Origin of the sequence: Sinorhizobium sp. BJ1, from assembly GCF_002531555.1 — a bacterium.
In the GTDB taxonomy this organism is placed as follows: Bacteria; Pseudomonadota; Alphaproteobacteria; order Rhizobiales; family Rhizobiaceae; genus Sinorhizobium; species Sinorhizobium fredii_B.
Genome location: NZ_NWTH01000008.1, coordinates 99,003 through 121,342, shown reverse-complemented (window position 1 = coordinate 121,342; position 22,340 = coordinate 99,003). Strand labels below are relative to the sequence as shown.

The window sequence follows — 22,340 nt, the reverse complement described above, 5'->3', positions numbered from 1 at the left end:
AGGAGTGTTCGTGCTGCAGGGCGACAATCTTCCTGACGTCAGCCTGGCGAACAGCCATTCGCCTCGCCTCGTCCGCTTCATGGACATCGAACTCGAACTCGCGCCCGACGTCCTCGTGCCGCGCGAAGAGACGGAACTACTCGGCCGGAACGCCGTTGCACGCCTTTACGAGCAGGTCGGCCCGGTGACGATCATCGACATGTGCTGCGGCTCGGGCAATCTCGCCCTCGGGATCGCCGCAGCCATTCCACTTGCGCGGATCTGGGGCGCCGACCTGACCGACAGTACCGTTGCGCTCGCCCGCCGCAACGTCGAGCGCCTGTCGCTTCAAGAGCGCGTCCTGATCCGGCAGGGCAACCTTTTCGCGGCGCTCGAAGGAGACGACCTCGAAGGCCGGGCCGACATGATCGTGTGCAACCCGCCCTATATTTCGACGGCTCGTCTCGAAGGCGACAGCGCCCATCTCCTCGAGAGCGAGCCGCGCGAAGCCTTCGACGGCGGACCCTACGGCATTTCCATCCACCAGCGGCTGATCCGCGATGCCGTCGCCTTCCTCAAGCCGGGCGGCTGGCTTCTGTTCGAGTTCGGCGAGGGGCAGGATCGGCAGGCAGCAGCCCTTATCACCCGAGCCAAGGCCTACGAGGCGGTGAGTTTCGCGCATGACGCACAGGACAAGCCGCGCGTCGCGATCATCCGGAAGCTGGGCAGGTCCATTGACGACGGACGGGTGAGATGAGCGACATCCGTCCGCTCACGACTGCCGATATACCCGCCGTTGCCGGACTGTTTCAAAAGATCTTCCGCAACGGCGACCGGGCTCCGCCGCCGGCGCTCGTCGATTATCTCCGCCACTTGTACCTGCAAGCGCCGGGCTATGACCCCGAGATCGCGCCGCTCGTCCACGTCAATGACAGCGGCCGTGTTTCCGGCTTCGTCGGCGTCAACGCGCTGCCGATGAGCTACAAGGGCCGGCGCCTGCGTGCCGCGATTTGCGGCGCGCTGATGGTCGAAGGCCGCGATAGCGACCCGATGGCAGGCGCCCGGCTTCTGAAGGCCTTCCTGGCCGGCCCGCAGGACCTCTCCTTCAGCGAAACAGCGAGCGAAGTCTCGACGCAAATGTGGACGCGGCTGCGTGGTATCGTCCTGCCGCAATACAGCCTCGACTGGGTGCGCGTCCTTCGCCCGGCCAGCTTCGCGCTCGACCTTGTTTCGCGCCGCATCGGCCCGGCGCGCGCGCTGCGCCCGCTGGCAAGCGCTTTCGACGAGCGCTTTCGCGGAAAGATGGGGCGCGGCGATCTGCGTTGGTCGGCCGTGCCCAAAGAGGCAAGCCTGCCCGCAACGCTCCAGGTCGCCGACATCGATGCTGGATCCTTTGCCGAGCTCTTCGCGCCCTTGATCAGGCAATTCGTCGTGCAGCCCGCCTGGGCGGAGGTTCAGTTCGACCACATTCTGGAGGACGCAATCGATAAGCCAGAATTCGGCGAGCCCCACTTCGCCGCCGTCAAGACGCGCAACGGGGCACCGATCGGGGCGTTCTTCTACCATTTGAGGCAGGGTGGAACGGCGCGGGTTCTGCAACTGCTCGCTCTACCTGGGCAGGCAGGTCCCGTCCTCGACTGCCTGATCGATCATGCAGCGACCCGCGGCGCAGCAGCTTTGTGTGGCCGCACGCAGCCGGCCCTGCTCGAAGCGATGATGGGCCGCCGCATCGGCTTCGTCCATGCGGCCTCGACCGTCGTGCATTCTCGCGACGAGGAACTCGTCGACGCCTTCCGCCACGGGCAGGGCTTTGTAAATGGCCTTGCCGGAGAGCATTGGAGCCGCCTGATCGGCGGCTCCTTCGATAGTTAGCCAGGGAAGTCGGCCTTGTTAGGCCGCGCGCACGCTCGCATTGAGCGGAATCTCGATGTCGACTTCCAGGGTCGAGACGTTTTCGCCCCGATCCATCTTGACGGTCACCTTGTCACCATCGACCTGCACATGCTTGGCGATGACGGCGAGTATCTCCTCCCGGAGCACCGCCACAAGGTCCGAATGCCCGACGGAAGCCCGCTCGTGGGCGAGCAGCACCTGCAGGCGCTCGCGCGCCGTCGGCGCGGATGTCTGTTTGCTGAAGAACCGGAATATGCTCATGCTGCCCTCCGTCCGAACAGTTTGCCGAAAAGCCCGCGCTTTTCGCCCGGAATGGTCATCGGCACCGTTTCGCCGGCAATCCGCCGGGCGGCGTCGAGATAGGCAAGCGCCGGAGCGCTGCGGCTGTCGGCAAGGGTGACCGGCGCGCCGAGGTTGGAAGCGCGCAGCACGTCGGTGCTTTCGGGCACGATGCCGAGCAGCGGGATCGACAGGATCTCAAGAACATCGTCGACCTTCAGCATGTCGCCGCGCTCGGCGCGGGCCGCGTCATAGCGGGTAAGCAGCAGATGCTTTTCCACCCGCTCGCCGCGCTCGGCGCGTTCGGTCTTGGCGTCGAGAAGGCCGATGATGCGATCCGAATCGCGAACCGACGAGACTTCCGGATTGGTGACGATGACGGCGATGTCGGCGTGCCGCATGGCAAGCGTCGCGCCGCGCTCGATGCCGGCCGGGCTGTCGCAGATGATCCAGTCGAAGTGCTTCTTGAGCTCGGCCATCACCCGCTCGACACCCTCGGCGGTCAGGCTGTCCTTGTCCCGGGTCTGCGAGGCCGGCAGCAGAAAGAGCGTCTCCAGCCGCTTGTCGCGGATTAGCGCCTGCGGCAGCTTGGCATCGCCCTGGATGACGTTGACCAGATCGTAGACGACCCGCCGCTCGGCGCCCATGACGAGGTCGAGGTTGCGCAGGCCGACGTCGAAATCGACGACAACCGTCTTTTCGTTCCTCTGCGCCAGCGCCGCGCCAAGCGCGGCGGTCGATGTCGTCTTGCCGACGCCACCTTTACCTGATGTAACAACGATTACTTTCGCCATCTTCCCGCTCCTGTATGCTGGCCGGCCGCCGGCTCAGTTAAGTCTCTCTGCCATGATCGAATCGCCTTCCAGCCAGAGCTGGACGGCCTGTCCGCGAAGGTTGGGGGCCATGTCTTCCGCAGTCTTGTACACTCCATCGATTGCCAGCAACTCCGCTTCGAGCCGACGGCAGAAGATGCGTGCCGAAGCGTTGCCGACCGAGCCTGCCAGCGCCCGCCCCCTGAGCGTTCCGTAAATATGCACCGACCCGCCGGCGATGATCTCCGCACCCGAGGCGACCGATCCGACGACGGTGACATCACCCTCGGGAAAGATCACCGACTGGCCGGAGCGCACGGGCTCGCGGATCACGATGGATGAGATCGCCCTTGCCGCTTGCGGCTCCATCTGCAGGCTCGACGCCGCAGCTTTGGTCGAAGCAGCGCCAACCGGTTCGACGGTCGGTTCGGCCGGAATTTCGATGTCCGGAGCCGGACGACCGCCCTTCATGGCCGGCGGCATGCCCGGCTCGAAAAGCGACGGACGGCCGCCTTCGATGCCCATGATCCGAACGTTGCGCTTGCCAAGCTCATCGATCAGGCGCTTGAGTCCAGCCCGGTCGATTTCGAGGTCTGCGACATCGAGAACGACCGGTCGCCCCAGGAAAAACCCCGCGGACCGCGAGGCCAAGTCATCAAGCCGGGTGAGCCAAGCGTCGAGCGGCGGCTCCGGTGAAAGCACCAGCGCCAGGAACGAGCGGCCCTTGATGCGGATCGAGCGGGTGTCTGTTAGCACTTTGGTCATCTACGTTAATTTTTCGTTGCCCAAGATGTAGGCGAGTCACGGTTAACAAATGGTTAATTCCGCTACCCTGCCCGGGGCTGGAGGCGCGCAACGTGACGCCGGGAGAAGCCGATCAGACGACCGATCAACGAAGATGACAGTGAAAGCACCACAACTGCGGTCGCGGGAGCCACCCTCTCTGGCCGGCAGGCCAGAGGGGGTTTTACACCCGTGTGTTCGGCGAGATCTGGCGTTCTCAGATCACTCGCCGATTTCCGCGACAGGCTGCACAAGCTGCGGCCCGAGATGCAGGTAGCGGGTCGCCTTGCGCTTTGCGGCGATGTCCGCCCAGACCCGGTCGACCTGCGCTGCCGAGAGATCCGCGGCACGGCCGACATCTTCGGCGCTCAGGCCGGTGTTGAGACCGTAGAGGCAAAGATCCATCCGGTCGTAGGGGAGCGAGAAATAGAACTCCTCCTGTGTCTGTTCGAGCGAATAGGTGTCGGTGGTCGGCGGCCGACGGCAGATTTCCTCCGGAACGCCGAGATAGGCGGCGAGCGCGTAGACCTGCGACTTGTAGAGATGGGCGATCGGCTTGACGTCGGCGGCACCGTCGCCGTTCTTGACGAAGAAGCCCTGGTCGTATTCGAGCCGGTTCGGCGTGCCGAGCACCGCGAAGTTCAGCCGGTCGGCATGATAATATTCCAGCTGCTTGCGGGTGCGCTGCTTCATGCTGGTCGCGGCGACGATGCCGAGATAGACGGAAGGCGGCATGCGTAGCTTCGTCCGTTTGCCCCCCGGGTCCTGCACCACCAGCGAGGAGATGTTGTAGCCGTCGCCTTCGAGCGCATTGGCAATGACGATTTTCGAGGCCCAACCCGGTCCATAGTCCGGCACCAATTCGCGAATGAAGGCGTCACGCCGCTCGTAACAACCCATGGCGGCAAGCGTCGGCCCGACATCTTCGACGACCGCCTCGACCCCGAAGGTCTCGGCCACCAGCCGGCCGAGCCGCAGGCTTTCCGGATCGGAATCGTTTTCCGGCATAAACAGGCAGAAGACGTTCTTGGCGCCGACGGCGCGCACGGCGAGCGCCACCGAAACGCTTGAGTCGATGCCTCCCGAAAGGCCAAGGACCAGCCCGCGCTTGCGCATGCCGCGCAATTGGGCGCGCAAGGCCGAAACGACTCGCTCGGTCTCCGCAGCTTCGTCGATCCTCAAGGTTTCGGCGGAGAAAGCGAACATCTCCTGATCGGGGCGAATGTTCATTCAGCGGCCTCCAATGTTTCGGCCGCCAGCCTGCGGCTCACCTTGCCCGTATCCGTCTTTGGGAGCTCGGCGCGGAATTCGACGATCTTCGGCACCATGAAGTCCTCGAGGTGACGCGCGCAGTGGCGGATGACGTCCTTTTCGCTGACAGTCGGGTCGGAGAGGACGACAAGGGCGCCAACCGCAGCCCCAAGCACCGGATCGGGGACGCCGATGACCACCGCCTCGGCGATGCCCGGATGGGCGTGCAGGACGGTCTCGACCTCCTTCGGCGCCACCTTCTCGCCGCGCGTCTTGATGATGTCGTCCTTGCGGCCGACGAAGTAGAGGAAGCCCTCGTCGTCAGTGCGGAAGAGGTCGCCTGTATAGAGCACCTTTTCCCATGGATTCGGGCCGGGGCGCAGCATGCGCTCGGTGGCCGCTTCGTTGCGCCAGTAGCCCTGCATGACATGCGGCCCGCGGATCACCAACTCACCGGGAACACCCGGCGGCACGCGTTTCCCCTCGTCGTCGACGACGAAGGCTTCGGTGTTGGGAATGGCGATACCGACCGAGCCGGGCCGGCGATCGAGTTCGTCCGGAGGCAGATAGGTGCAGCGCTTGCACTCCGTCAGGCCGTACATGGAATACAGCCGAGCTGACGGAAAAAGCTCCCGCAAGCGGGCGATATGCGCCGGCGGAAGCGCTGCGGCAGTGTTGGAGATATAGCGCAGGCTCGGCAGGAAGCCGGGTTCAAGGTCGCGCATCTGCAGGATCATCGCGGCCATCGTCGGGACCAGCGGGAAACCGGTCACGCCTTCGGCACGAATGCGTTCGAAGATCGCCTGCGGAAAGGCGAAGGATTTTTCCAGTACGAGTGTGGCGCCGAGTCGGATCGTCATCAGCAACTGATAAAGCCCGTAGTCGAAAGCCAGCGGCAGGACGTTGAGGATGATATCATCCGGCGTGTTGCGGAGGTAAGCGGTGATCGACTCCGACGCCGCATCGATATTGCGATGCGTCATCATCACGCCCTTCGGGCGGCCGGTCGACCCGGACGTATAGATCAGCATAGCGAGATCGACGTCGATGCCGCCGTGAACGACGCGCAACGGCTCGGCCTTCAGGCACTGCTCGAAGGATGCCGCACCTTCCGCCGTGCGACCGACCGGCGCCGCGGTCGAGGCGACGAAAAGCGGCCTGCCTGAAAGCGCGCGCGCCTCCGCGACGATCGGCATCAGTTTTGCTTGCGTCAGGATCGCCGCCGCCTCGCAATCGGCAATGATATAGGCGAGCTTGTCGGCCTTCGTGGAGGCGTTGACCGGGCTAAAGGTCGCGCCAGCCTTGAGGATCGCGAAGATCGCTACCGCCGCTTCCCAGCAGTTATCCATGAACACCAGAACGCGGTCGTTGGCATTGACGCCGCTTGCGGCGAGAGCCGCGGCAAGCCGCGACGAAAGATCGTCCAGCTCCTTGTAGCTCAGCCGCTTCCGATCGGTGACCAGCGCCGTCTTTGCCCCTTGGGCCGCGGCGTTCCTGATAAGGAAATGCTCGAACCTCATGTTCGTGATGCCCCGCCCTAACCCCTCTTATGCCGTGACCGGCACGGCTTTCGCCTCGATGAAGGCCGAGATGCGCGCCAGCGAATCGAGATTCGCCGGGACGATATCGGCATCCGCCATTGCGATCCCGAACTGGTCCTCGATGAAGGCGACGAGTTCCAGAACGCCGGTCGAATCGATGATGTCGTTCTCGATCATCGAGGCCGTATCGGCCAGGTCGTAGGAAGTATCGCCAAAGAGGAAATTCTCGATGATGAAGGTCCTGACCTTCTCCTTGATCGCTTGCGTCATGTGTTCTCCTTTCGCTGTTTCCGTTTCAGGCCGCTTCGGCCTTGCCGATGCCGGCGCCGGTGAATGTCTGCAGCCACAGCTGCGTCGAGAGAATGCCGACGAAGGCGGCGTTGTCGCGGAAGCCCGAGGCCGGGCGCGCGCGGCATTTCTCGTAGAGCTTCGTCACCGCCCTGACATTGAAGAGGCCGCCCTCGGCGACTGCATCCTCGCTCAACACTCCGCGGACGTAATCGAGCTCGCCGGTGCCGCTGAAGGAATGGCTGTCGGGTGCGCGATAGGGCTGCTTCACCCGTTTGCCGATCACAGCCGGCAAGAGGTCCTTCGTCGCTTCGCGCAGGATATGCTTCTCCGTGAGGCCCTTGAGCTTCATTTCCGGCGGCAGCTTCGCCGCAAACTCGACCAGCCGATGGTCGAGGAAGGGGAAGCGACCCTCGATCCCGTGGGCCATCGCCATCCGGTCGCCTTGGCTGGAGAGGATGTAGCCGGGCAACAGGAAGCGGCTTTCGAGATATTGCGCCTGATGCAGTGGGTGCCATCGACCGAAATCCTGTGGCAGCCGGCCGATGAGTTCGTCAGCCGCATCGTAGTCCTTTAGTTGCGCGCGCAGGTCGCCGGAGAAGAACAGTTTCGTCGCGGCCGTGCCCTTGAGGCGCGGGCGATGCGAGAAGAGCGGGTCGTCGAGCGGCGCGTCGCCGGCGCCGAAAAAGGCGGCGAGATACTCCGGCGATTGCTGCTTGAGGCCCGGCAGATAGGGATAGAGCTTGCGGAAGAGATGCGGTCTGATGCGCGAGCCTGGCTGCCGTCCGCAGAAGCGGCGCACCCGGGCTTCCTTGAAGATGTCGTAGCCGGCGAACACCTCGTCGGCGCCCTCGCCGGTCAGCACGACCTTGAGCCCCGCCTCCCGAACCAGCCCGGACAATTGATAGAGGGGGGCCGGCGCCGTGCGGATGATCGGCCTCTCGGTGAAGCGGATGACGTCCGGAAAGGATTTTGCGATGTCGCCGGTGCGGCAAGCGATCGCGCTATGCTGCGTGCCGAGCGCCGCAGCCATTTCCAGCTGGAAGGCGCTTTCGTCGTGCTCGGCGCTGTCGAAGGTAACCGAGAAGGTCCGAAGCCGCTGCGGCGTCATGCCGGCGGCCAGCGCCGAGACGATCGAGGAATCGAGCCCGCCGGACAGATAGGCGCCGACCGGTACGTCGGCCCGCATGCGGATACGGGTCGCGTCGGTCAAGAGGGCGCGCAACTCCTCTGCGGCACTTCCTTCGTCCACGTAGACGGGCGGCTGATCCCGGTCCGGATATTGCAGTTGCCAGTAAGGTCTCGTCGTGACGCCATGCTGATCGACGATCATCAGGTGCGCCGGTTCAAGCTCGAGGATGTTGCGGAACGGCGTGCGCGGCGCGATCGGAGCCCAGAGGGTGAAGATCTGGTCGAGCGCGATCGGGTCGATCTCCGCCGAAACGCCAGGCACCTGAAGGAGCGCCTTGACCTCGGAAGCGAAGTAGAACGTGCCGCCATACGCGGTATAGAAAAGCGGGCGCACACCCATGCGGTCGCGCGCCAGTATCATCCGGCGGCAACGGGCATCCCAGATGGCGAAGGCGAAATCGCCGTTGAGCAACGACACGCACTCCTCGCCCATCTCGGCATAAAGGTGGAGGATGACTTCGGTGTCGCTCGCGGTGCGGAAGCGGCGGCCCTTGGCGCGAAGTTCGTCCCTGAGCTCCACATAGTTGAAGATTTCGCCGTTGAAGGCGATCGTCAGCTCGCCGCTCGCATCAGACATCGGCTGCTGGCCGTCGCCGAGCCCGACTATGGAAAGCCGCACATGGCCCAGCCCTGCTTCGGGCGCAATGAAAATGCCCTGCTCATCCGGCCCCCGATGCGCAATCGCGGCCGTCATGCTTTCGAGAAGCGCCCTTCCGTCCCGTATCGAACCAAAATAGCCGCTGAAACCACACATATGAAAATCGCTCTCACGCCCGCAACCGCGTTGAATGTATAGACGGAATGCGCGGAGCAAGAGTTAACCCGCTCTAGATTTCTCCAATGATGGTAAATAAATCAACTGGAGGCACATCGAATATTGATGATGGAGGAATTGTAATTCCGAGACTTCCCCGAGTATATAAATTTAACATTTATAGGTTTTTTGCTAAATTTATACTTAAAACGCCCCAGATGAACTGCGCACGATCAAGCCCCTTGATTCCATGGGCACCCGACGGAGCGCCGACGAAGAACGTGGTTTCCTTTTTATTAAGAAATTCGGTCCAATTTTCGCAGTCGAAGCGCAATATCGTTCGGAGCGCATGATGAGCTACGATTGGACCGGCGAACGCACGCGCCGGATGAAGATGATGAAATACGGCATCGCCATTGTGCTGACGGTTGGCCTGATTCTTGCTGCCACATCCTGGACCTTGCAGTCCATCTGACGATAGTGCCTCGCGCTCCCGCTGGCCTGATAGCAAGACACGGGCTTGGATATCTTTCTGTCTGTCCGATGTAACCTGTAGCTCGAATTATGTAAGTTCTAAACCTTGACGAGAGCCCCCTCCGGGAGTGGAATCCTGTCTGAGGCACACTGCCTGAGGCCGTCGAATCCGCACTCGCTGCGCGGCGGCCTCCCCAGTTCGAGGGGGCGATAGGTGGACCCGCCGCATAACCGATCAGCAGCTGCGTGGTTCACCTATTTGCCCCGGAATTGCAGCGGCGCGGCGCCACTGGCGTTCGGTAACAATTATCGGCCGCATCCGCAAATGGCACGGAACCAACAATAGCGTTTGCGTGTTTCCTGACGCAGCGCGAGGAGGTCATATGCAGCCAAGATTCATGTCGACGGAGGTGTTCCTGCGCTTCGAGAAGGAATGGCAGCACCTCCGTCGCGCCGTGCACAAGTTGGAGATCGAGGCCAATCGGCCTGATGAGCAAAATATTGACGACACGGCCGGCTCCGAACTTGCCGACCCGCTCGCGGGCCGGACAAAATCTTCGTAACCTATTGCAATAACACTAGACGCGCGCCCCGCTTCTTCTAGATGCTTGTTGCGCCATCGGTAGCCTCGTAGGTCTCCGATGCGCGCAGGAACGAGATCACCACGATCCCACTTCCGCGAAAGGAGCGCCGCCGATGTCTAGCCGGGTCCTCATCGCTACGGTTGCTGTGAGCTGCACGTTGGCCGGCATTGCCATGGCACCTGGCTTATCCTCGGCGCGATCCTGACGATTTATATCGTGCTTGGCATTCTCTACGAGAGCTTCATCCACCCGCTGACGATCCTTTCCGGCCTGCCGTTGGCAGCATGCGGGGCGCTCCTGGCGATCAGCCTTGGCGGCTTCGACCTTTCGATCATCGCAGTCATCGGGCTGTTGATGCTGATCGGCATCGTCAAGAAGAATGCGATCATGATGTTCGACGTAGCGCTCTCGCTGCAGCGCGACGGCCTCACTCCCCGAAATGCGATCCACCGGGCTTGCCTGATGCGGTTGCGGGCAGATCCTGATGACGTCCCTCGCCGCGCTGATGGGCACGCTACCTATCGCGCTCGGCAGCGGCGCCAGCGCAGAACTGCGCCAGCCGCTGGGCGTCGCCGTCGTCGGCGGCCTGCTCGTCTCGCCGCTGACGCTGTTCGTGACGCCGGTGATCTACCTCTACATGGAGGCCCTCGCGCGCGGCATCAAACGGCTGTTCGGGCCGCGAAGGCCGCAGACGGCCGTTTCGTGATCAGGACAGTCCGTGGGTGGCATGCGACAGGGCCCGTTCGATGCCGCGCAGTTCCGCCAGCCCCTTCAGCCGGCCGATCGCCGGGTAGCCGGGCTGGGCGCCGCGGGAGAGATCGTCGAGAATCTCCTGACCATGATCCGGCCGCATCGGAATCTGGTGATCCGCCCGTCCGGCGGCGCGCCGGCGCTTCTCCTCGACGAGCAGTTCGGCGATCACCGCCACCATGTCGGTGTCCCCCTCCAGATGCTCGTCCTCATAGAACGAACACGGCGTCCGCTCCTCCTCGCGGCGAACATTTCGGAGATGAGTGAAATGGATGCGTGGCGCGAACTGGCGGACCATCGCCGGCAGGTTGTTGGCGGCGCGAGCGCCGAGCGAGCCGGTGCAGAAGGTGACGCCATTGGCCGGGCTGTCGACCTCCCGCAGCATGAAGGCATAGTCCTCGGCGGTCGAGAGAATGCGCGGCAGGCCGAGCAGCGGCCATGGCGGATCATCGGGATGGGCGCAGATATTGATGCCGACCCGTTCGGCGACCGGCGTCACTTCGGCAAGGAAATCGACGAAGTGCCGTTGCAGCTTGTCACGGCCGACGCCGGCGTAGGTCTCTAAGTGCTCCCGAAGCTGCGGCAGGCTGTAGCCATCGGCGGAGCCCGGAAGCCCCGCGCCGATATTGCGGGAGAGGCCAAGCCGCCGCTCCTCGGTCATCTCGCGGAAGCGCCGCTCCGCTTCTTCGCGCGTTGCCGCGTCATAGTCTTCGACGGCGCCCGGCCGCTGCAGCAGATAGAGGTCGAAGGCGACAAAATCGATCCGGTCGAAGCGCATGGCCTTGGCGCCGTGACGGGTGGTCCAGCGCAGGTCGGTGCGCGTCCAATCGAGCACCGGCATGAAATTGTAGCAGACGGTACGAATACGGGCCGCCGCGAGGCGGCGCAATGTCTCCTGCCAATTGGCGACGTGCTCGCGCCAGGGACCGGTCTGCGTCTTGATGCTTTCCGACACCGGGACGCTTTCGACCACCTCCCACTCCAGGCCGCCCTCGCGCACCTCTCGCTGCCGCTTTTCGATCTCCTCGACCGGCCAGACGTCGCCGGTCGGGATGTGATGCAGGGCGCTGACGATGCCCTGCGCGCCGGCCTGCGCCGCGTCCTGGACACTCACCCGGTCGACCGGTCCGAACCACCGCCACGTATGTCGCATATGAACTCCTTCCGAGCGGGACGAAGTAAAGTGCGAGCGGTTTTCCGCCTGCATCCCGCTCTCTTAGAACCAGGACAGAAAAGTCAGTTGCACCTTGCAGGCTGCCGTGCGGTCGCCGGCCTGCTCGAAGGCGTGGACCGCCTGATCGATCGGGAACGCATGGGAAATGATCGGCCGGACATCGATTGTTCGGTCGGAGATGAGCGCGACGGCCTGAGCGAATTCATCGTGGAACCGCTGCGATCCAATCCACCGCAACTCCTTGCCGACGAGTGCATTGAGCGGCACGGTGATGTCGCCCGTGACCCCGACCTGTACGATCAGGCCGCGCGGCCGGACGGCAGCGATCGCCCCGCGCAGCGCCGGCTCGGCGGCGGAGCACTCGAAGACGACGTCGAACTGGCCCTTGTCGATCTCATATTCGGCCAGACCCGCCGGCTCGCGGCCGACGTTGACTACCCGCGTGGCGCCCATGGCGCTTGCGCGCCCGAGCGCCGCATCGGCGAGGTCGGTGACGACGATCGCCTCCGCTCCCGCGTGGCGGGCGGCCGCGACGACGAGCGCACCGATCGGCCCGGCCCCGGTAACGAGCACCTGTTTGCCGGTGAGGTCACCCGCCTGCGCAACCGCGTGAAGGCAGACGGCCAGCGGTTCCGCGCAGGCCGCCTCGCCGGCACTGACAAGAATCCCCGCCGCAAAACACTGGCGGGCCGGGACGATAAGCCAGTCACGGAACATGCCCTGCGTATGCGGCAAGCGCATCGCGCTGCCCATAAACTGCATGTTCAGGCAATGGATTGTCAGTCCTTCCTGGCAATAGCGGCAGGTGCCGCAGGGCTGGCTCGGATTGACCGCTACCAGCTCGCCGATCATGAGCCCGGAGACGCCAGCCCCGAGCGCTGCGACACGGCCCGCTGCTTCATGACCGGGGATGATCGGCTCCCGCACCCGGACGGGGCCGAAGCCGCCGTCCTGATAATAGTGCAGATCGGAGCCGCAAATGCCGCCGGTCGCCGTCTTCAAGAGGACCTCGCCTTCGCCGGGCTCGGCGACCTCCGTGACCTCCATTCGCAGGTCGCGCCGGCCGTAGAGCCGGGCGACACGCGCCTGCCTGATTGCTCCCACCATCATCGGATCAGCCCGACTGCACCAGGTAGCCACAGCGTGACCGCCGGGACGAAGGTGATCAGGATGAGTGCGATGAAGAGCGGCAGGAGCCAGGGCAGGATCGCCATGGTCGTCCGCTCGACCGAAAGCTTGGCCACCCGCGACAGCACGAAAAGCACCATGCCGAGCGGCGGGTGAAGCAGGCCAATCATCAGGTTGAGGGTCATTATCAGACCGAAATGCACCGGATCGATGCCGAATTGAGCCGTCAAGGGCAAGAGGATCGGCACGAGGATGGTGATCGCCGCGATCGTGTCCAGGAAGCAGCCGACGAACAGCATCAAGAGGTTCACCAGGATCAGGAACACCCACTTGTTGTCGGTGATGGTCAGGATCGCACCCGAGAGCAACTGGGCCGCCTGGCTGACGGTGAGCAGCCAGGCGAAGATCGAGGCGGCGGTGACGATGAACAGCACGGATGCGGTCGTCTCGATCGTGTCGAAGGTCGCCCGGGCAAGCGTCGACATCGTCATCGTCCGGTAGCGAACCAGACCGAGGAACAGCGACCAGAGAACGGCGGCCACGGCCGCTTCCGTCGGCGTGAACCAGCCCATCGTCATGCCGCCGATCAGGATGACCGGGGTCATCAGCGCCATGACCGCGGAGAAATCGAAGTACCAATCAAGCGCGAGGAGCGCGAGAAGGGCGAGGCCGACGGCGGCGTTCAACGAGAGGCCGGCCGACATCAGGAGATAGATGACGACAGGCACCGCAAGCACGACGACCACTTCGAGCGAAGCCGACAGCAGGCGCGTGATCTCGAAAGGCGTGTCCGAACCCCATCCTCGTTTGTAGGCAAAGACCGCCACCGTCAGCATCATCAGCACGGTCATCACCACGCCGGGCACGATGCCGGCCATGAACAGCGCGCCGATCGAGACGTTCGCCATCATGCCGTAGATGACGAAGGGCAGCGACGGCGGAAAGATCGGACCGAGCGTCGCCGACGCGGCGGTGACCCCGACGGCGGTTTCCACCGGATAGCCGTGATCTTTCATCGCCTTGATCTCGATCGTACCGATGCCGGCGGCATCGGCAAGCGCCGTGCCCGACATGCCGGAAAAGATCACCGAGCCGATGATGTTGACCTGCGCCAGCCCACCCTTCATCCAGCCGACGAGCGCAACGGCGAAGGAATAGATGCGGCCGGTGACGCCGGCTGAATTCATCAGGTTGCCGGCCAGGATGAAGAACGGCACCGCCAAGAGCGGAAAGCTCTCGACGCCGGCGATCATCCGCTGTGCCGCGATGATGTCGGGCGCGACATTGTAGAAGACCAGATAGAGCACCGACGCCACGGCCATGGAGATGGCGACGGGCACACCGACCACCATCAGCACCAGAAACGAACCAACGAGCAGGAGCATGGATCAGCCCTCGACCTTCTGGAATTCCTCGGGCTTTTCGAGAACCGAATAGCCGCGGCGTTGATTGGCGACGAAGACCTGGATCGAGCGGACCAGCATCATCACGAAGCCGGCCATCACGCTGTAGAAGACGATGTTGCGCGGCAGATCGACCGTCACCATGCGTTCATGGGCGACGATCGACACGTAGCGCCACATCAGCCAGCAGCCATAGGCAAAGAAGCCTATGCGCACGAGATCGACGAAGATCGCCATCGCCCGCGCCACCGGCCCCGGTAAATAGTGATAGAGCACGTCGACCTGGATGTGCCGCGAGACGCGCACGCACATGACGGAGCCCAGGAACACGACGCCGATCAGGCAATTGGTAGCGATCTCCTCCGTCCAGGCGTAGGAATCATTGAGCACGTAACGGGTGAAGAATTGCAGGAACACGCACCCCGTCATTATCCAGAAGATGGCGAGCGTCACCCAATCCTCGAAGGCATAGCTCGAAATATCCGCGGCGGGCGGGGCCTCGTCGAAGGAATGGGCAATTTCCTCCGGCGTCACTTGCAAGTGGACTTCCTGGGACATGGCGATCATCCGGCAAAGGGTTGGCGGATGCCGGCCGCATGGCGTGCGGCCGGCATCTAGGATTCACTTGACGGCGCGGATGGCCTCCCAGTCTTCCTTCTTGTAGCCGAAGTCCTCCAGCGCCACCTTCTCCATCACTGTCGACTCGAAATCAGCCTTGTCGACTTCGCTCACGTCGATGCCGCGCTCCTTGAAGGTCTTGACGAGAGCGTTCTCACGCTCCTCGATGATCTTGGTGCCGCGCTCGGCAGCCTCCTGCATCACCTCGGTGAAAATCTGCTTGTCGGCATCGGAAAGCTGCGACCACAGCGACTTCGAGACGACCGTGTTCAGGTGGTCGACAATGTGGCCGGTCAGGACGATATGCTTCTGCACTTCGAAGAACTTCTTCGCCTCGATCGTCGTCAGCGGATTTTCCTGGGCTTCGACCGTGCCATTCTGCAAAGCCAGATAGACCTCGGCGAACGCGATCGGCGTCGTATTGGCGCCGCAGGCCCGCGGCATGGCGAGATAGGCCGGGACATCGGGCACGCGCATCTTCAGGCCCTGCATGTCGGCGCATTTGGCGATCGGCCGGTTCGATGTGGTCTGGCGCGTGCCGTAATAGGTGACCGCGGTGATGTGGTTGCCGGAGGCCTCCTCGTAGCCCGCTGCCAGGCGCTTGAAGACATCGCTCTTGGTATAGGCGATCAGATGGGCGGGGTCGCGGAACGTATAGGGGAAATAGGTGACGCCGATCGGCGCATATTCGCGCGCCGCGAAACTCGAACCGGAAATGATGATATCGACCGTGCCGAGCTTCAAACCCTGGTTCAGATCCGCTTCCTTGCCGAGCTGCGAGGCCGGATAGACATCGACCTTGTAACGTCCCTCGGTGCGCTTGCCGATCTCCTCGGCGGCCCAGACCGATTCGGTATGGAACGGCTCAGAGGTCTCGTAGACATGCGCCCACTTGAGCACGGTCTGGGCCTGTGCGGCGAGGGCCGAACCAAGGATGGCGGCGGTTGCGCCGAATAGCGTTAATAGTCTGGCCTTCATCTTCTTTCTCCTCCCAAAGTGAAATCAATGCATGCTTTACTAATTTTCGGCACGCCTCCATGCGGCCGGTATCGTGCTGTCGGACGACTCCTCCCCGAAGCTGGCCGACAGGCGAAGCTGAGATTGATCGAGATGCGCGCGCATCGCGGCCCGTGCGGCAGCCGGATCGCCCGCGGCGATCGCATCGCGGATGGCGCGATGCTCCTCCATCGCGGCCCGCCAGGTCCCGGTGTTCTCGAAATAGCTGGCGAGCTTCTCGAAATAGGGCGTCATGCGCATGTCGTGGATGCTGCCGACGAAGCGGTTCAGCGTCTGATTGGCGATGATGCTCGAGACGATGACATGGAACTCGCGATCGATGGCGAGCGCCTGGCGCCGATCTTCGAGCGCGGCGGCCATCCGCGCGAGGTTGTCGTCGAGGACTTCGATATGTTCGGCGCGCGCCAGTCGGGCCGCCTCCTCGGCGATTGCGCATTCGACCACGGCCCGGGCCCTCAGCAATTCGAACGGACCCTCGAAATCCTCCGGCGGCACATCGGCCGAGGGGGCATGCCGCGCCGTGACATAGATGCCCGACCCCATGCGGATATCGATGAAGCCTTCGACCTCGAGCACGATCAGTGCTTCCCGAACGGTCGGGCGGGACACCCCCAGCTTCTGCGCAAGCTCCCGCTCAGCCGGAAGCCGGGAACCAGGCGCCAGTTCACCCCGTTCGATCAGGCCTCGCATCTGGTCCGCCACCTGCCGATACAGGCGGCGCGATTCCACGGCAGAGAACATCGCATCCTCGCTGCAGGCCACACGGCAGGTTCGCGGCTGGTGGCCAAGTGGTCATACCAATTGGCATAGAATACGCGCGGCGTTTCTAAAGTCAATTGTTGTTGTTGTTGTTCAAAACAACGGGGTTCGGCTCACTGCAGCGAAAAGGGCATCACCACGATTCCTGCCACTCCGGCGGGCATATGTGAGCTCGTTCCGCCAGATCGGCAAGCCGCGCGTGAGCCCGCGCCGCCGCTTGGCGGAGGATCCTTTGAACCGTTGGAGGTAGTGATTGCCTCCAAGGTGAACGCTGACCCGGATTACGCAGCCTGCGCCGCGTCAGCCGGCTGCTGGCCTCCAATATAGGCGATCAGGTCCCTGATGGTGATCAAGGGAAGCCGGTGCGTTTCAGTGAACAGGACGAGCTCGGGAAGCCGAGCCATCGTTCCATCGTCGTTGGCAACTTCGCAAATGACGCCCGATGGGGACCTGCCGGCGAGGCGTGCCAGGTCCACTGCGGCCTCCGTATGCCCCGGCCGGCCGCGCACACCCCTGGGATGCGCCCGCAACGGGAAGATATGCCCAGGCCGGGCGAAATCCGCCGGACGCGCAGCGGGATTCATGAGGGCTTGAACCGTCGCGGCCCGATCGGCTGCGGAAATCCCGGTGGTGGTTCCGGGCAGATAATCAACGGAGACTGTGAATGCAGTTTTATGCAGCTCGGTGTTTTGCGGAACCATGAGGGGAATTTCGAGCGCATCAAGACGCTCTCCTTCCATCGCAACGCAGATCAACCCACGGGCGTGCTTCATCATGAAAGCGATCGTTCCAGCCGTTACCGCGTCCGATGCCACGATGATGTCGCCTTCATTCTCCCGGTCCTCGTCATCGACGACGACGATTATGCCGCCGCGCGCCAGTGCCGCGATTGCGTCTTCAATTTTCGAGATTGCCATTCCATTTGCCTTTCAAGGGTAGCCAGCATTGGCGTTAAACCGCGGCGTTTCAGCCGCTATTCATCCCTTGGGCGAACAAGCCCGCGCCGCCCGGTAAGGAGCGGTTTTGCAGGCATTGTCCTCTTCCATCCGGACTGTAACCGTCGGCCCCGGCCTCTCACCGGGTCTGCTGACCCTCCACTATCTGTGGAAGCGCTGGCGGGCTCCCGGATCGCTCCGGATATCCGCCGGTGGGGATTTTCACCCCGCCCTGAGTACAAACGTAGATACGGAATTCCTGCGGTAAAAAGCAAGAGGCCGGCTCCGGCCGGCCTCGCGATATTTACCAGCAGCAGAAGCCACCATCGACCAGAAGGTCGACGCCGGTAACGAACGTCGCCGCATCCGAAAGAAGAAAAACGGCGGGCCCGACCATCTCGTCGACAGTCGCCATGCGCCGCATCGGCGTCTGCTCCTCGAAGAGCTTGGTCTGATGCACCATTTCCGGCCGCGTGTTCATCGGCGTGGCCGTGTAGCCGGGGCTGATCGTGTTCACGCGGATGCCGCGGCCCACCCATTCCATCGCCATCGATTTCGTCATATGGATGACGCCGGCCTTGGAGGCGTTGTAGTGGCATTGGTTCAGGCCACGGTTGACGATCACGCCGGACATCGAGGCGATGTTGACGATCGACCCGCGGCCGTTCTTCAGCATCGCCCTGGCTTCCGCCTGGCAGGACAGGAAAACGCCTTTCAAGTTGACGTCCATCATCGTCTGGAACTGGCTTTCCTCCATTTCCTCAGCCGGATTGGCATTGGCGATGCCGGCAGCGTTGACGGCGAGAGTGAGCGCGCCCAGCTCGACTTCCGTGCGGGCGACCGCCTCGTTGAGCGCCGCACCACTGGTCACGTCGGCGGCGATCTGGATGCTGCGGCACCCCGTGCTGGCGATGAATTCCGCCGTCTTCGCGAGCCCATCGTCGGTGCGGCGATCGAGCAGAGCAACCTCCGCCCCTAACTGCGCCAGCCCCATAGCGATGCGTTGGCCGATGCCGCTGCCAGCGCCCGTCACGAGGGCGACGTTTCCGGAGAGATCGAATAGCTTGGGCGCGTTGAGCGTGATTTCGGACATGATGACGTATTCCTCGTTTAGATGGTTGCCAGTTCCATGACCGAGACGTCGTTTGCCTCCTTGCGGTCGAGGATACCGGTCTGTCTGCCCTGTGCCATGACCATGATTCGATTTGAGACCCCGAGAACCTCTTCGAGATCGGAACTGACCACGATCACAGCGACGCCCTGGTGGGCGAGATCCATGACGAGATCGTAGATCGACGATCGAGCGCCGACGTCGATGCCGCGCGTCGGTTCGTCGAGCACCACGACCTGCGGCTTGCGCGCAAGCCATTTGGCGAGCACCACTTTCTGCTGGTTGCCGCCGGAAAGCTCGCCCGCGTTCTGGTGACCACGGCCTTTCACGCCGAACTTCCTGATGTACTCGTCGGCGAACTGGTGGAGACGGCGCGAGGAAATCCAGCCCTTGCGAGCGATTTCTCCGAAGTTGGCGTAGCCAATGTTCTCCGCGATCGAATGATCGAGCACCACGCCCTGAAGCTTGCGGTCCTCCGGCACGAGAACGATCCCATTGCGGATCGCGTCGATGGGCGAGCGGGGCGTGACGGCCTTGCCATGCAGGAGAACCTCGCCACCGGAAATCGGATCGGCGCCGGTCAAGGCGCGCACGAGTTCGGTGCGGCCGGCGCCCATGAGGCCGGCGATGCCGAACACTTCGCCCTTGCGGACTGAAAAGCTGATATTCCGGAATGCATTCGTCGGCGAGGTGAGGTTGCGCACGTCAAGCGTCACCTCTTCCTGAGGCGCCGGCAGGGCGGGGAACATGCGCTCGAGCGAACGCCCGACCATTGCCTCGACTATGGTGCGGATTGGCACATCGCCGCTGTCGAATTCCTTCACCTTGGCACCGTCACGCATCACCACGATGCGATCGGCGATCTGGCGGATTTCCTCCAGCCTGTGCGATATGTAGACGAGGCCCACACCTTCCGACTTCAGCCGTGCGATCTGCTGGAAGAGGAGTTGGGTTTCTTCGCCGCCAAGCGCGGCGGTCGGCTCGTCCAGGATCAAAAGGCGGGCATTGAGCGTCAACGCCTTGGCAATTTCGATGAGTTGCTGCTTGCCGGTCGAAAGGCCCTCGACGAGGCGGTCGGGCGAGACATCGAGACCGAGCCGCTTGAGTCCGCTGCGCGCCCGTTCCTCCATGGCCCTGCGGTCGACCCGACCCGCCTTCATCGGATAGCGGCCTACGAAAACGTTCTCCGCGATGGACAGCTTCGGGAGCAGTTTCAGCTCCTGATGGATCATCCCGACCCCCTCGTCCATCGCAGCACGGGGATTGGCGGGAGCATAGGCTGCCCCAAGCCAGGACATTTCACCGGCGGACGGCTGCACGGTGCCGGAAATAATGTTCGACAGGGTCGACTTTCCGGCACCGTTTTCACCGAGTAGCGCCACGACCTCTCCCGGATAAATGTCGAGGTCGACACCGTGCAGGACCTCGATCGCACCGTAGGACTTCTGGATTCCACGGAGCGACAGGATAGGAGAGCGGGTTGTCATGGCGCTTCAGCCTTTCGTATCGAGACAGGTTACGGGTGACTCTTCACGAATTCCGGAGCGTTCTCGCAGGTCGTCAGCACGGCGTTCGGGGTCTGTCGCTCTTCCACCTTCTGGCCGGCGGCCACGGCAAGCGCGGATTCAACGGCAAGAACGCCCATCTTCTGCGTGCTCTGCGTGGCAGTGGCGATGAACGGACCCTTGCACTTGGCAAGATATTCGAGAGCAGAGACGTCGCCGTCATAGCCGCCGATGATGACCTTGTCGGAGAGATTGGCAACGTCCACGGCTTTGGCCGCACCCATCGCCAGGCCGTCCGCCTGGCCGAAGATGATCTTGATGTCGGGGTTTGCCTGCAGCATGTTCTGCGCGATCGAGAAGCCCTCGTCCGCCGACCACATGTTGCTCCACTGCTGGGAGACGAGTTCCACGCTCGGATTCTCATCGATGGCGCGCTTGCAGCCCGTGAAGCGGTCGACTTCCGGCGTCGTGCCCTTCTGGCCGTGGATGATCGCCATCTTGCCCGATCCGCCAGCCTTTTCGATGATGTGCTTGCAGACGGCATAGGCGGAATCAACGCTCTCGCCGGCGATGAAGGTATCGCCCGGCGCTCCCTCCGGAACGCGGTCGACATTGATCACGGGGATGCCGGCTTCACGGGCAAGGCGGGTCGGCACGGCAGCAGCGGCCGCACCGGCCGGAATGTAGATGAACGCGTTGATGTCCTGCGTCATCAGGTCCTGCACCTGGCTGACTTGCGTGGCCGTGTCGTTCTTCGCATCGACCACAACGACGTCGATGCCCTTTTCCTTCGCGTATTTCTCGACGCCGAGCTTGATCTGGTTGAAGAAGTCCGCCTGAAGGTTCGGAACGGCGAGGCCGATCTTCTTGACCTCCGCGGCAGATGCACCGAGCGGGGACATCAGGACCGCAGCGGTGGTTGCCGCCAGCAGCAGTTTGGTCAATTTCATGGTTTCTCCTCCTTTGGTGGATTTCCCGGCTTTGCAGGAGGCCACCTCCCTTTTGCCGGCCCGCACCATTGCGGACCGTTTTCACTGCCCCGCCTTCGACTTCGCGAACGGGGCGAACAGACTATTTCCGCTTGCGATAGGTCTCGGCGGTGACCGCCAGGACGATGACGCCGCCGATGATCACCTGCTGCATGAACGGGGATACGCTCAGCAGGTTGAGTCCGTTGCGCAGAATGCCGATGATGAGCACGCCAATGATGGTGCCGCCGATTCCGCCCGTGCCGCCGGACAGCGACGTGCCGCCGATGACGACCGCGGCGATGGCGTCGAGCTCGTAAGAGACGCCGGATGAGGGCTGGACCGAGTCCAGGCGCGCCGCCAGAACCATGCCGGACAGCCCCGCCAGGAAGCTGCACACAACGTAGACAAGCACGGTCGCCCGCTGAACGTTGATGCCGGCAAGCCGCGCCACTTCGGCATTGCCGCCGATGGCGTAGAGGGTGCGCCCGCCGTGGCGATAGCGTTGGTAGAGCAAGCCGACAACGAAGACCACCAGCATCACCGCCACCGTCAGCGTCAGGAAGCCGCCGAAGCGCACGATGGCCATCGTGTTGAACCAGGCCGGAAAACCGATGATCTGCTGGCCGTCGGTGATCATGTTTGCAAGGCCGCGGGCAATCGACATTATGGCAAGCGTCGCGATGAAGGCGGGCACGTTGAAGCGCGTAATGAGAACGCCCGCGACCAGGCCGTTCAGCGAAGCGGACAGCAGAGCGAGCGGAATGGCCAGCCACATCGGCACGCCGGCAACGACGTTCAGATAGCCGAGGACCATCATCGCAAGCGCCATGACCGAACCGACGGCAAGGTCAATGCCGCCGATCAGGATGACCAAGGTCATGCCAACGGCCATGATGCCCAATACGGTGATCTGATCGAGCACGTTGAGGAAGTTCCTGATCGAAAGGAACTTGTCGCTCGCGAAGGTGAGAAACAGACACAGGACGATGAGACCGATCAGCGGACCCGTGGCCCCTCTCATCGAGGCAAACATCCCGCCTGCGAACCCTTGTCTTTGCGTCGCTGTCGCAAGCATGGCGCCCTCCTCTCCTACTTCGGCCTCCTCAAAGCAGCTTAAGCATAAATATTCATGGCCGTCTG

At 63.1% G+C, this 22,340-nt stretch carries 22 protein-coding genes, 1 pseudogene and 1 riboswitch; of the genes and pseudogenes, 5 read left to right on the top strand and 18 right to left on the bottom strand.

The annotated features are described in order from the left end of the window. The first annotated feature begins 10 nt into the window (after window positions 1–10). Window positions 11–736: a class I SAM-dependent methyltransferase gene (locus tag CO676_RS13810; RefSeq protein ID WP_097521589.1), complete on the top strand. Its 726-nt coding sequence runs from the start codon at window positions 11–13 to the stop codon at window positions 734–736. Beyond that, window positions 733–1,851: a hypothetical protein gene (locus tag CO676_RS13805; RefSeq protein ID WP_097521462.1), complete on the top strand. Its 1,119-nt coding sequence runs from the start codon at window positions 733–735 to the stop codon at window positions 1,849–1,851. The genes CO676_RS13810 and CO676_RS13805 overlap by 4 nt, the downstream gene beginning before the upstream one ends. A gap of 18 nt (window positions 1,852–1,869) precedes the next feature. On the opposite strand, the gene minE is transcribed toward CO676_RS13805, so the two are convergent. The 7 genes from minE to asnB form a co-directional block, all read right to left on the bottom strand. Further along, window positions 1,870–2,133, bottom strand: coding sequence for a cell division topological specificity factor MinE (minE, locus tag CO676_RS13800; protein WP_014762233.1), 264 nt, complete (start codon window positions 2,131–2,133; stop codon window positions 1,870–1,872). Beyond that, on the bottom strand, window positions 2,130–2,945 hold the full coding sequence (gene minD, locus CO676_RS13795; protein ID WP_014762234.1) for a septum site-determining protein MinD: 816 nt from the start codon (window positions 2,943–2,945) through the stop codon (window positions 2,130–2,132). The genes minE and minD overlap by 4 nt, the downstream gene beginning before the upstream one ends. A 33-nt stretch (window positions 2,946–2,978) precedes the next feature. After that, the gene (gene minC, locus CO676_RS13790; protein WP_097521461.1) at window positions 2,979–3,728 is read right to left on the bottom strand and encodes a septum site-determining protein MinC; all 750 of its coding nucleotides are present in this window, start codon (window positions 3,726–3,728) and stop codon (window positions 2,979–2,981) included. Between the two features lie 240 nt (window positions 3,729–3,968). Continuing rightward, on the bottom strand, window positions 3,969–4,976 hold the full coding sequence (nadE, locus tag CO676_RS13785) for an NAD(+) synthase (protein WP_097521460.1): 1,008 nt from the start codon (window positions 4,974–4,976) through the stop codon (window positions 3,969–3,971). Beyond that, window positions 4,973–6,517, bottom strand: coding sequence for an AMP-binding protein (locus CO676_RS13780; RefSeq protein ID WP_097521459.1), 1,545 nt, complete (start codon window positions 6,515–6,517; stop codon window positions 4,973–4,975). Before CO676_RS13780 ends, nadE begins: the two co-directional genes overlap by 4 nt. A 27-nt stretch (window positions 6,518–6,544) precedes the next feature. Then, window positions 6,545–6,808 carry an acyl carrier protein gene (locus CO676_RS13775; RefSeq protein WP_097521458.1) on the bottom strand — a complete coding sequence of 88 codons (264 nt, stop codon included), beginning with the start codon at window positions 6,806–6,808 and terminating at the stop codon, window positions 6,545–6,547. 25 nt (window positions 6,809–6,833) lie between these two features. After that, window positions 6,834–8,771 carry an asparagine synthase (glutamine-hydrolyzing) gene (asnB, locus tag CO676_RS13770; protein WP_097521457.1) on the bottom strand — a complete coding sequence of 646 codons (1,938 nt, stop codon included), beginning with the start codon at window positions 8,769–8,771 and terminating at the stop codon, window positions 6,834–6,836. 352 nt (window positions 8,772–9,123) lie between these two features. Between asnB and CO676_RS36765 the strand changes: the two genes are divergently transcribed. From CO676_RS36765 to CO676_RS13755, 3 genes and pseudogenes are all read left to right on the top strand, one after another. Continuing rightward, window positions 9,124–9,246 (top strand): hypothetical protein, encoded by a 123-nt coding sequence (locus CO676_RS36765; RefSeq protein ID WP_014762241.1) that lies wholly within the window; start codon window positions 9,124–9,126, stop codon window positions 9,244–9,246. Window positions 9,247–9,628: 382 nt separating this feature from the next. Continuing rightward, window positions 9,629–9,808, top strand: a complete 180-nt coding sequence (locus tag CO676_RS13760; protein ID WP_179875485.1) for a hypothetical protein — start codon at window positions 9,629–9,631, stop codon at window positions 9,806–9,808. A gap of 201 nt (window positions 9,809–10,009) precedes the next feature. Next, a pseudogene (locus tag CO676_RS13755) lies at window positions 10,010–10,535 on the top strand (efflux RND transporter permease subunit); the annotation flags it as partial. On the opposite strand, the gene uxuA reads toward CO676_RS13755, so the two are convergent. From uxuA to CO676_RS13700, 11 genes are all read right to left on the bottom strand, one after another. Next, window positions 10,536–11,732: a mannonate dehydratase gene (gene uxuA, locus CO676_RS13750; protein ID WP_097521455.1), complete on the bottom strand. Its 1,197-nt coding sequence runs from the start codon at window positions 11,730–11,732 to the stop codon at window positions 10,536–10,538. Between the two features lie 63 nt (window positions 11,733–11,795). Further along, window positions 11,796–12,860 carry an L-idonate 5-dehydrogenase gene (locus CO676_RS13745; RefSeq protein ID WP_097521588.1) on the bottom strand — a complete coding sequence of 355 codons (1,065 nt, stop codon included), beginning with the start codon at window positions 12,858–12,860 and terminating at the stop codon, window positions 11,796–11,798. After that, entirely contained in the window at window positions 12,860–14,266 is a 1,407-nt protein-coding gene (locus CO676_RS13740; protein ID WP_097521454.1) for a TRAP transporter large permease, read from the bottom strand. Before CO676_RS13740 ends, CO676_RS13745 begins: the two co-directional genes overlap by 1 nt. A 3-nt stretch (window positions 14,267–14,269) precedes the next feature. After that, window positions 14,270–14,842: a TRAP transporter small permease gene (locus CO676_RS13735; protein ID WP_041415011.1), complete on the bottom strand. Its 573-nt coding sequence runs from the start codon at window positions 14,840–14,842 to the stop codon at window positions 14,270–14,272. Between the two features lie 63 nt (window positions 14,843–14,905). Beyond that, window positions 14,906–15,880, bottom strand: coding sequence for a sialic acid TRAP transporter substrate-binding protein SiaP (locus tag CO676_RS13730; protein WP_014762248.1), 975 nt, complete (start codon window positions 15,878–15,880; stop codon window positions 14,906–14,908). Window positions 15,881–15,919: 39 nt separating this feature from the next. After that, complete coding sequence (locus CO676_RS13725; RefSeq protein WP_097521453.1) at window positions 15,920–16,660, bottom strand: FadR/GntR family transcriptional regulator; 741 nt, start codon at window positions 16,658–16,660, stop codon at window positions 15,920–15,922. 299 nt (window positions 16,661–16,959) lie between these two features. Then, on the bottom strand, window positions 16,960–17,595 hold the full coding sequence (gene ribB, locus CO676_RS13720; protein ID WP_097521452.1) for a 3,4-dihydroxy-2-butanone-4-phosphate synthase: 636 nt from the start codon (window positions 17,593–17,595) through the stop codon (window positions 16,960–16,962). 113 nt (window positions 17,596–17,708) lie between these two features. Next, window positions 17,709–17,857, bottom strand: a riboswitch (FMN riboswitch). Between the two features lie 60 nt (window positions 17,858–17,917). Continuing rightward, complete coding sequence (locus CO676_RS13715; RefSeq protein WP_097521451.1) at window positions 17,918–18,706, bottom strand: SDR family oxidoreductase; 789 nt, start codon at window positions 18,704–18,706, stop codon at window positions 17,918–17,920. A 17-nt stretch (window positions 18,707–18,723) separates the two neighbouring features. Further along, window positions 18,724–20,211, bottom strand: coding sequence for a sugar ABC transporter ATP-binding protein (locus CO676_RS13710; RefSeq protein ID WP_097521450.1), 1,488 nt, complete (start codon window positions 20,209–20,211; stop codon window positions 18,724–18,726). Between the two features lie 29 nt (window positions 20,212–20,240). Then, the gene (locus tag CO676_RS13705) at window positions 20,241–21,179 is read right to left on the bottom strand and encodes a substrate-binding domain-containing protein (protein ID WP_097521587.1); all 939 of its coding nucleotides are present in this window, start codon (window positions 21,177–21,179) and stop codon (window positions 20,241–20,243) included. A gap of 121 nt (window positions 21,180–21,300) precedes the next feature. Next, window positions 21,301–22,275 (bottom strand): ABC transporter permease, encoded by a 975-nt coding sequence (locus tag CO676_RS13700; protein WP_097521449.1) that lies wholly within the window; start codon window positions 22,273–22,275, stop codon window positions 21,301–21,303. Window positions 22,276–22,340: the final 65 nt, after the last annotated feature.

Bases quoted from the DNA above. Each gene is read 5' to 3' on its own strand.
- CO676_RS13805 (WP_097521462.1), top strand. From the start codon at position 733: ATGAGCGACATCCGTCCGCTCACGACTGCCGATATACCCGCCGTTGCC.
- minE (WP_014762233.1), bottom strand. From the start codon at position 2,133: ATGAGCATATTCCGGTTCTTCAGCAAACAGACATCCGCGCCGACGGCG.
- minD (WP_014762234.1), bottom strand. From the start codon at position 2,945: ATGGCGAAAGTAATCGTTGTTACATCAGGTAAAGGTGGCGTCGGCAAG.
- minC (WP_097521461.1), bottom strand. From the start codon at position 3,728: ATGACCAAAGTGCTAACAGACACCCGCTCGATCCGCATCAAGGGCCGC.
- nadE (WP_097521460.1), bottom strand. From the start codon at position 4,976: ATGAACATTCGCCCCGATCAGGAGATGTTCGCTTTCTCCGCCGAAACC.
- CO676_RS13780 (WP_097521459.1), bottom strand. From the start codon at position 6,517: ATGAGGTTCGAGCATTTCCTTATCAGGAACGCCGCGGCCCAAGGGGCA.
- CO676_RS13775 (WP_097521458.1), bottom strand. From the start codon at position 6,808: ATGACGCAAGCGATCAAGGAGAAGGTCAGGACCTTCATCATCGAGAAT.
- asnB (WP_097521457.1), bottom strand. From the start codon at position 8,771: ATGTGTGGTTTCAGCGGCTATTTTGGTTCGATACGGGACGGAAGGGCG.
- CO676_RS36765 (WP_014762241.1), top strand. From the start codon at position 9,124: ATGAGCTACGATTGGACCGGCGAACGCACGCGCCGGATGAAGATGATG.
- CO676_RS13760 (WP_179875485.1), top strand. From the start codon at position 9,629: ATGCAGCCAAGATTCATGTCGACGGAGGTGTTCCTGCGCTTCGAGAAG.
- uxuA (WP_097521455.1), bottom strand. From the start codon at position 11,732: ATGCGACATACGTGGCGGTGGTTCGGACCGGTCGACCGGGTGAGTGTC.
- CO676_RS13745 (WP_097521588.1), bottom strand. From the start codon at position 12,860: ATGGTGGGAGCAATCAGGCAGGCGCGTGTCGCCCGGCTCTACGGCCGG.
- CO676_RS13740 (WP_097521454.1), bottom strand. From the start codon at position 14,266: ATGCTCCTGCTCGTTGGTTCGTTTCTGGTGCTGATGGTGGTCGGTGTG.
- CO676_RS13735 (WP_041415011.1), bottom strand. From the start codon at position 14,842: ATGTCCCAGGAAGTCCACTTGCAAGTGACGCCGGAGGAAATTGCCCAT.
- CO676_RS13730 (WP_014762248.1), bottom strand. From the start codon at position 15,880: ATGAAGGCCAGACTATTAACGCTATTCGGCGCAACCGCCGCCATCCTT.
- CO676_RS13725 (WP_097521453.1), bottom strand. From the start codon at position 16,660: ATGTTCTCTGCCGTGGAATCGCGCCGCCTGTATCGGCAGGTGGCGGAC.
- ribB (WP_097521452.1), bottom strand. From the start codon at position 17,595: ATGGCAATCTCGAAAATTGAAGACGCAATCGCGGCACTGGCGCGCGGC.
- CO676_RS13715 (WP_097521451.1), bottom strand. From the start codon at position 18,706: ATGTCCGAAATCACGCTCAACGCGCCCAAGCTATTCGATCTCTCCGGA.
- CO676_RS13710 (WP_097521450.1), bottom strand. From the start codon at position 20,211: ATGACAACCCGCTCTCCTATCCTGTCGCTCCGTGGAATCCAGAAGTCC.
- CO676_RS13705 (WP_097521587.1), bottom strand. From the start codon at position 21,179: ATGAAATTGACCAAACTGCTGCTGGCGGCAACCACCGCTGCGGTCCTG.
- CO676_RS13700 (WP_097521449.1), bottom strand. From the start codon at position 22,275: ATGCTTGCGACAGCGACGCAAAGACAAGGGTTCGCAGGCGGGATGTTT.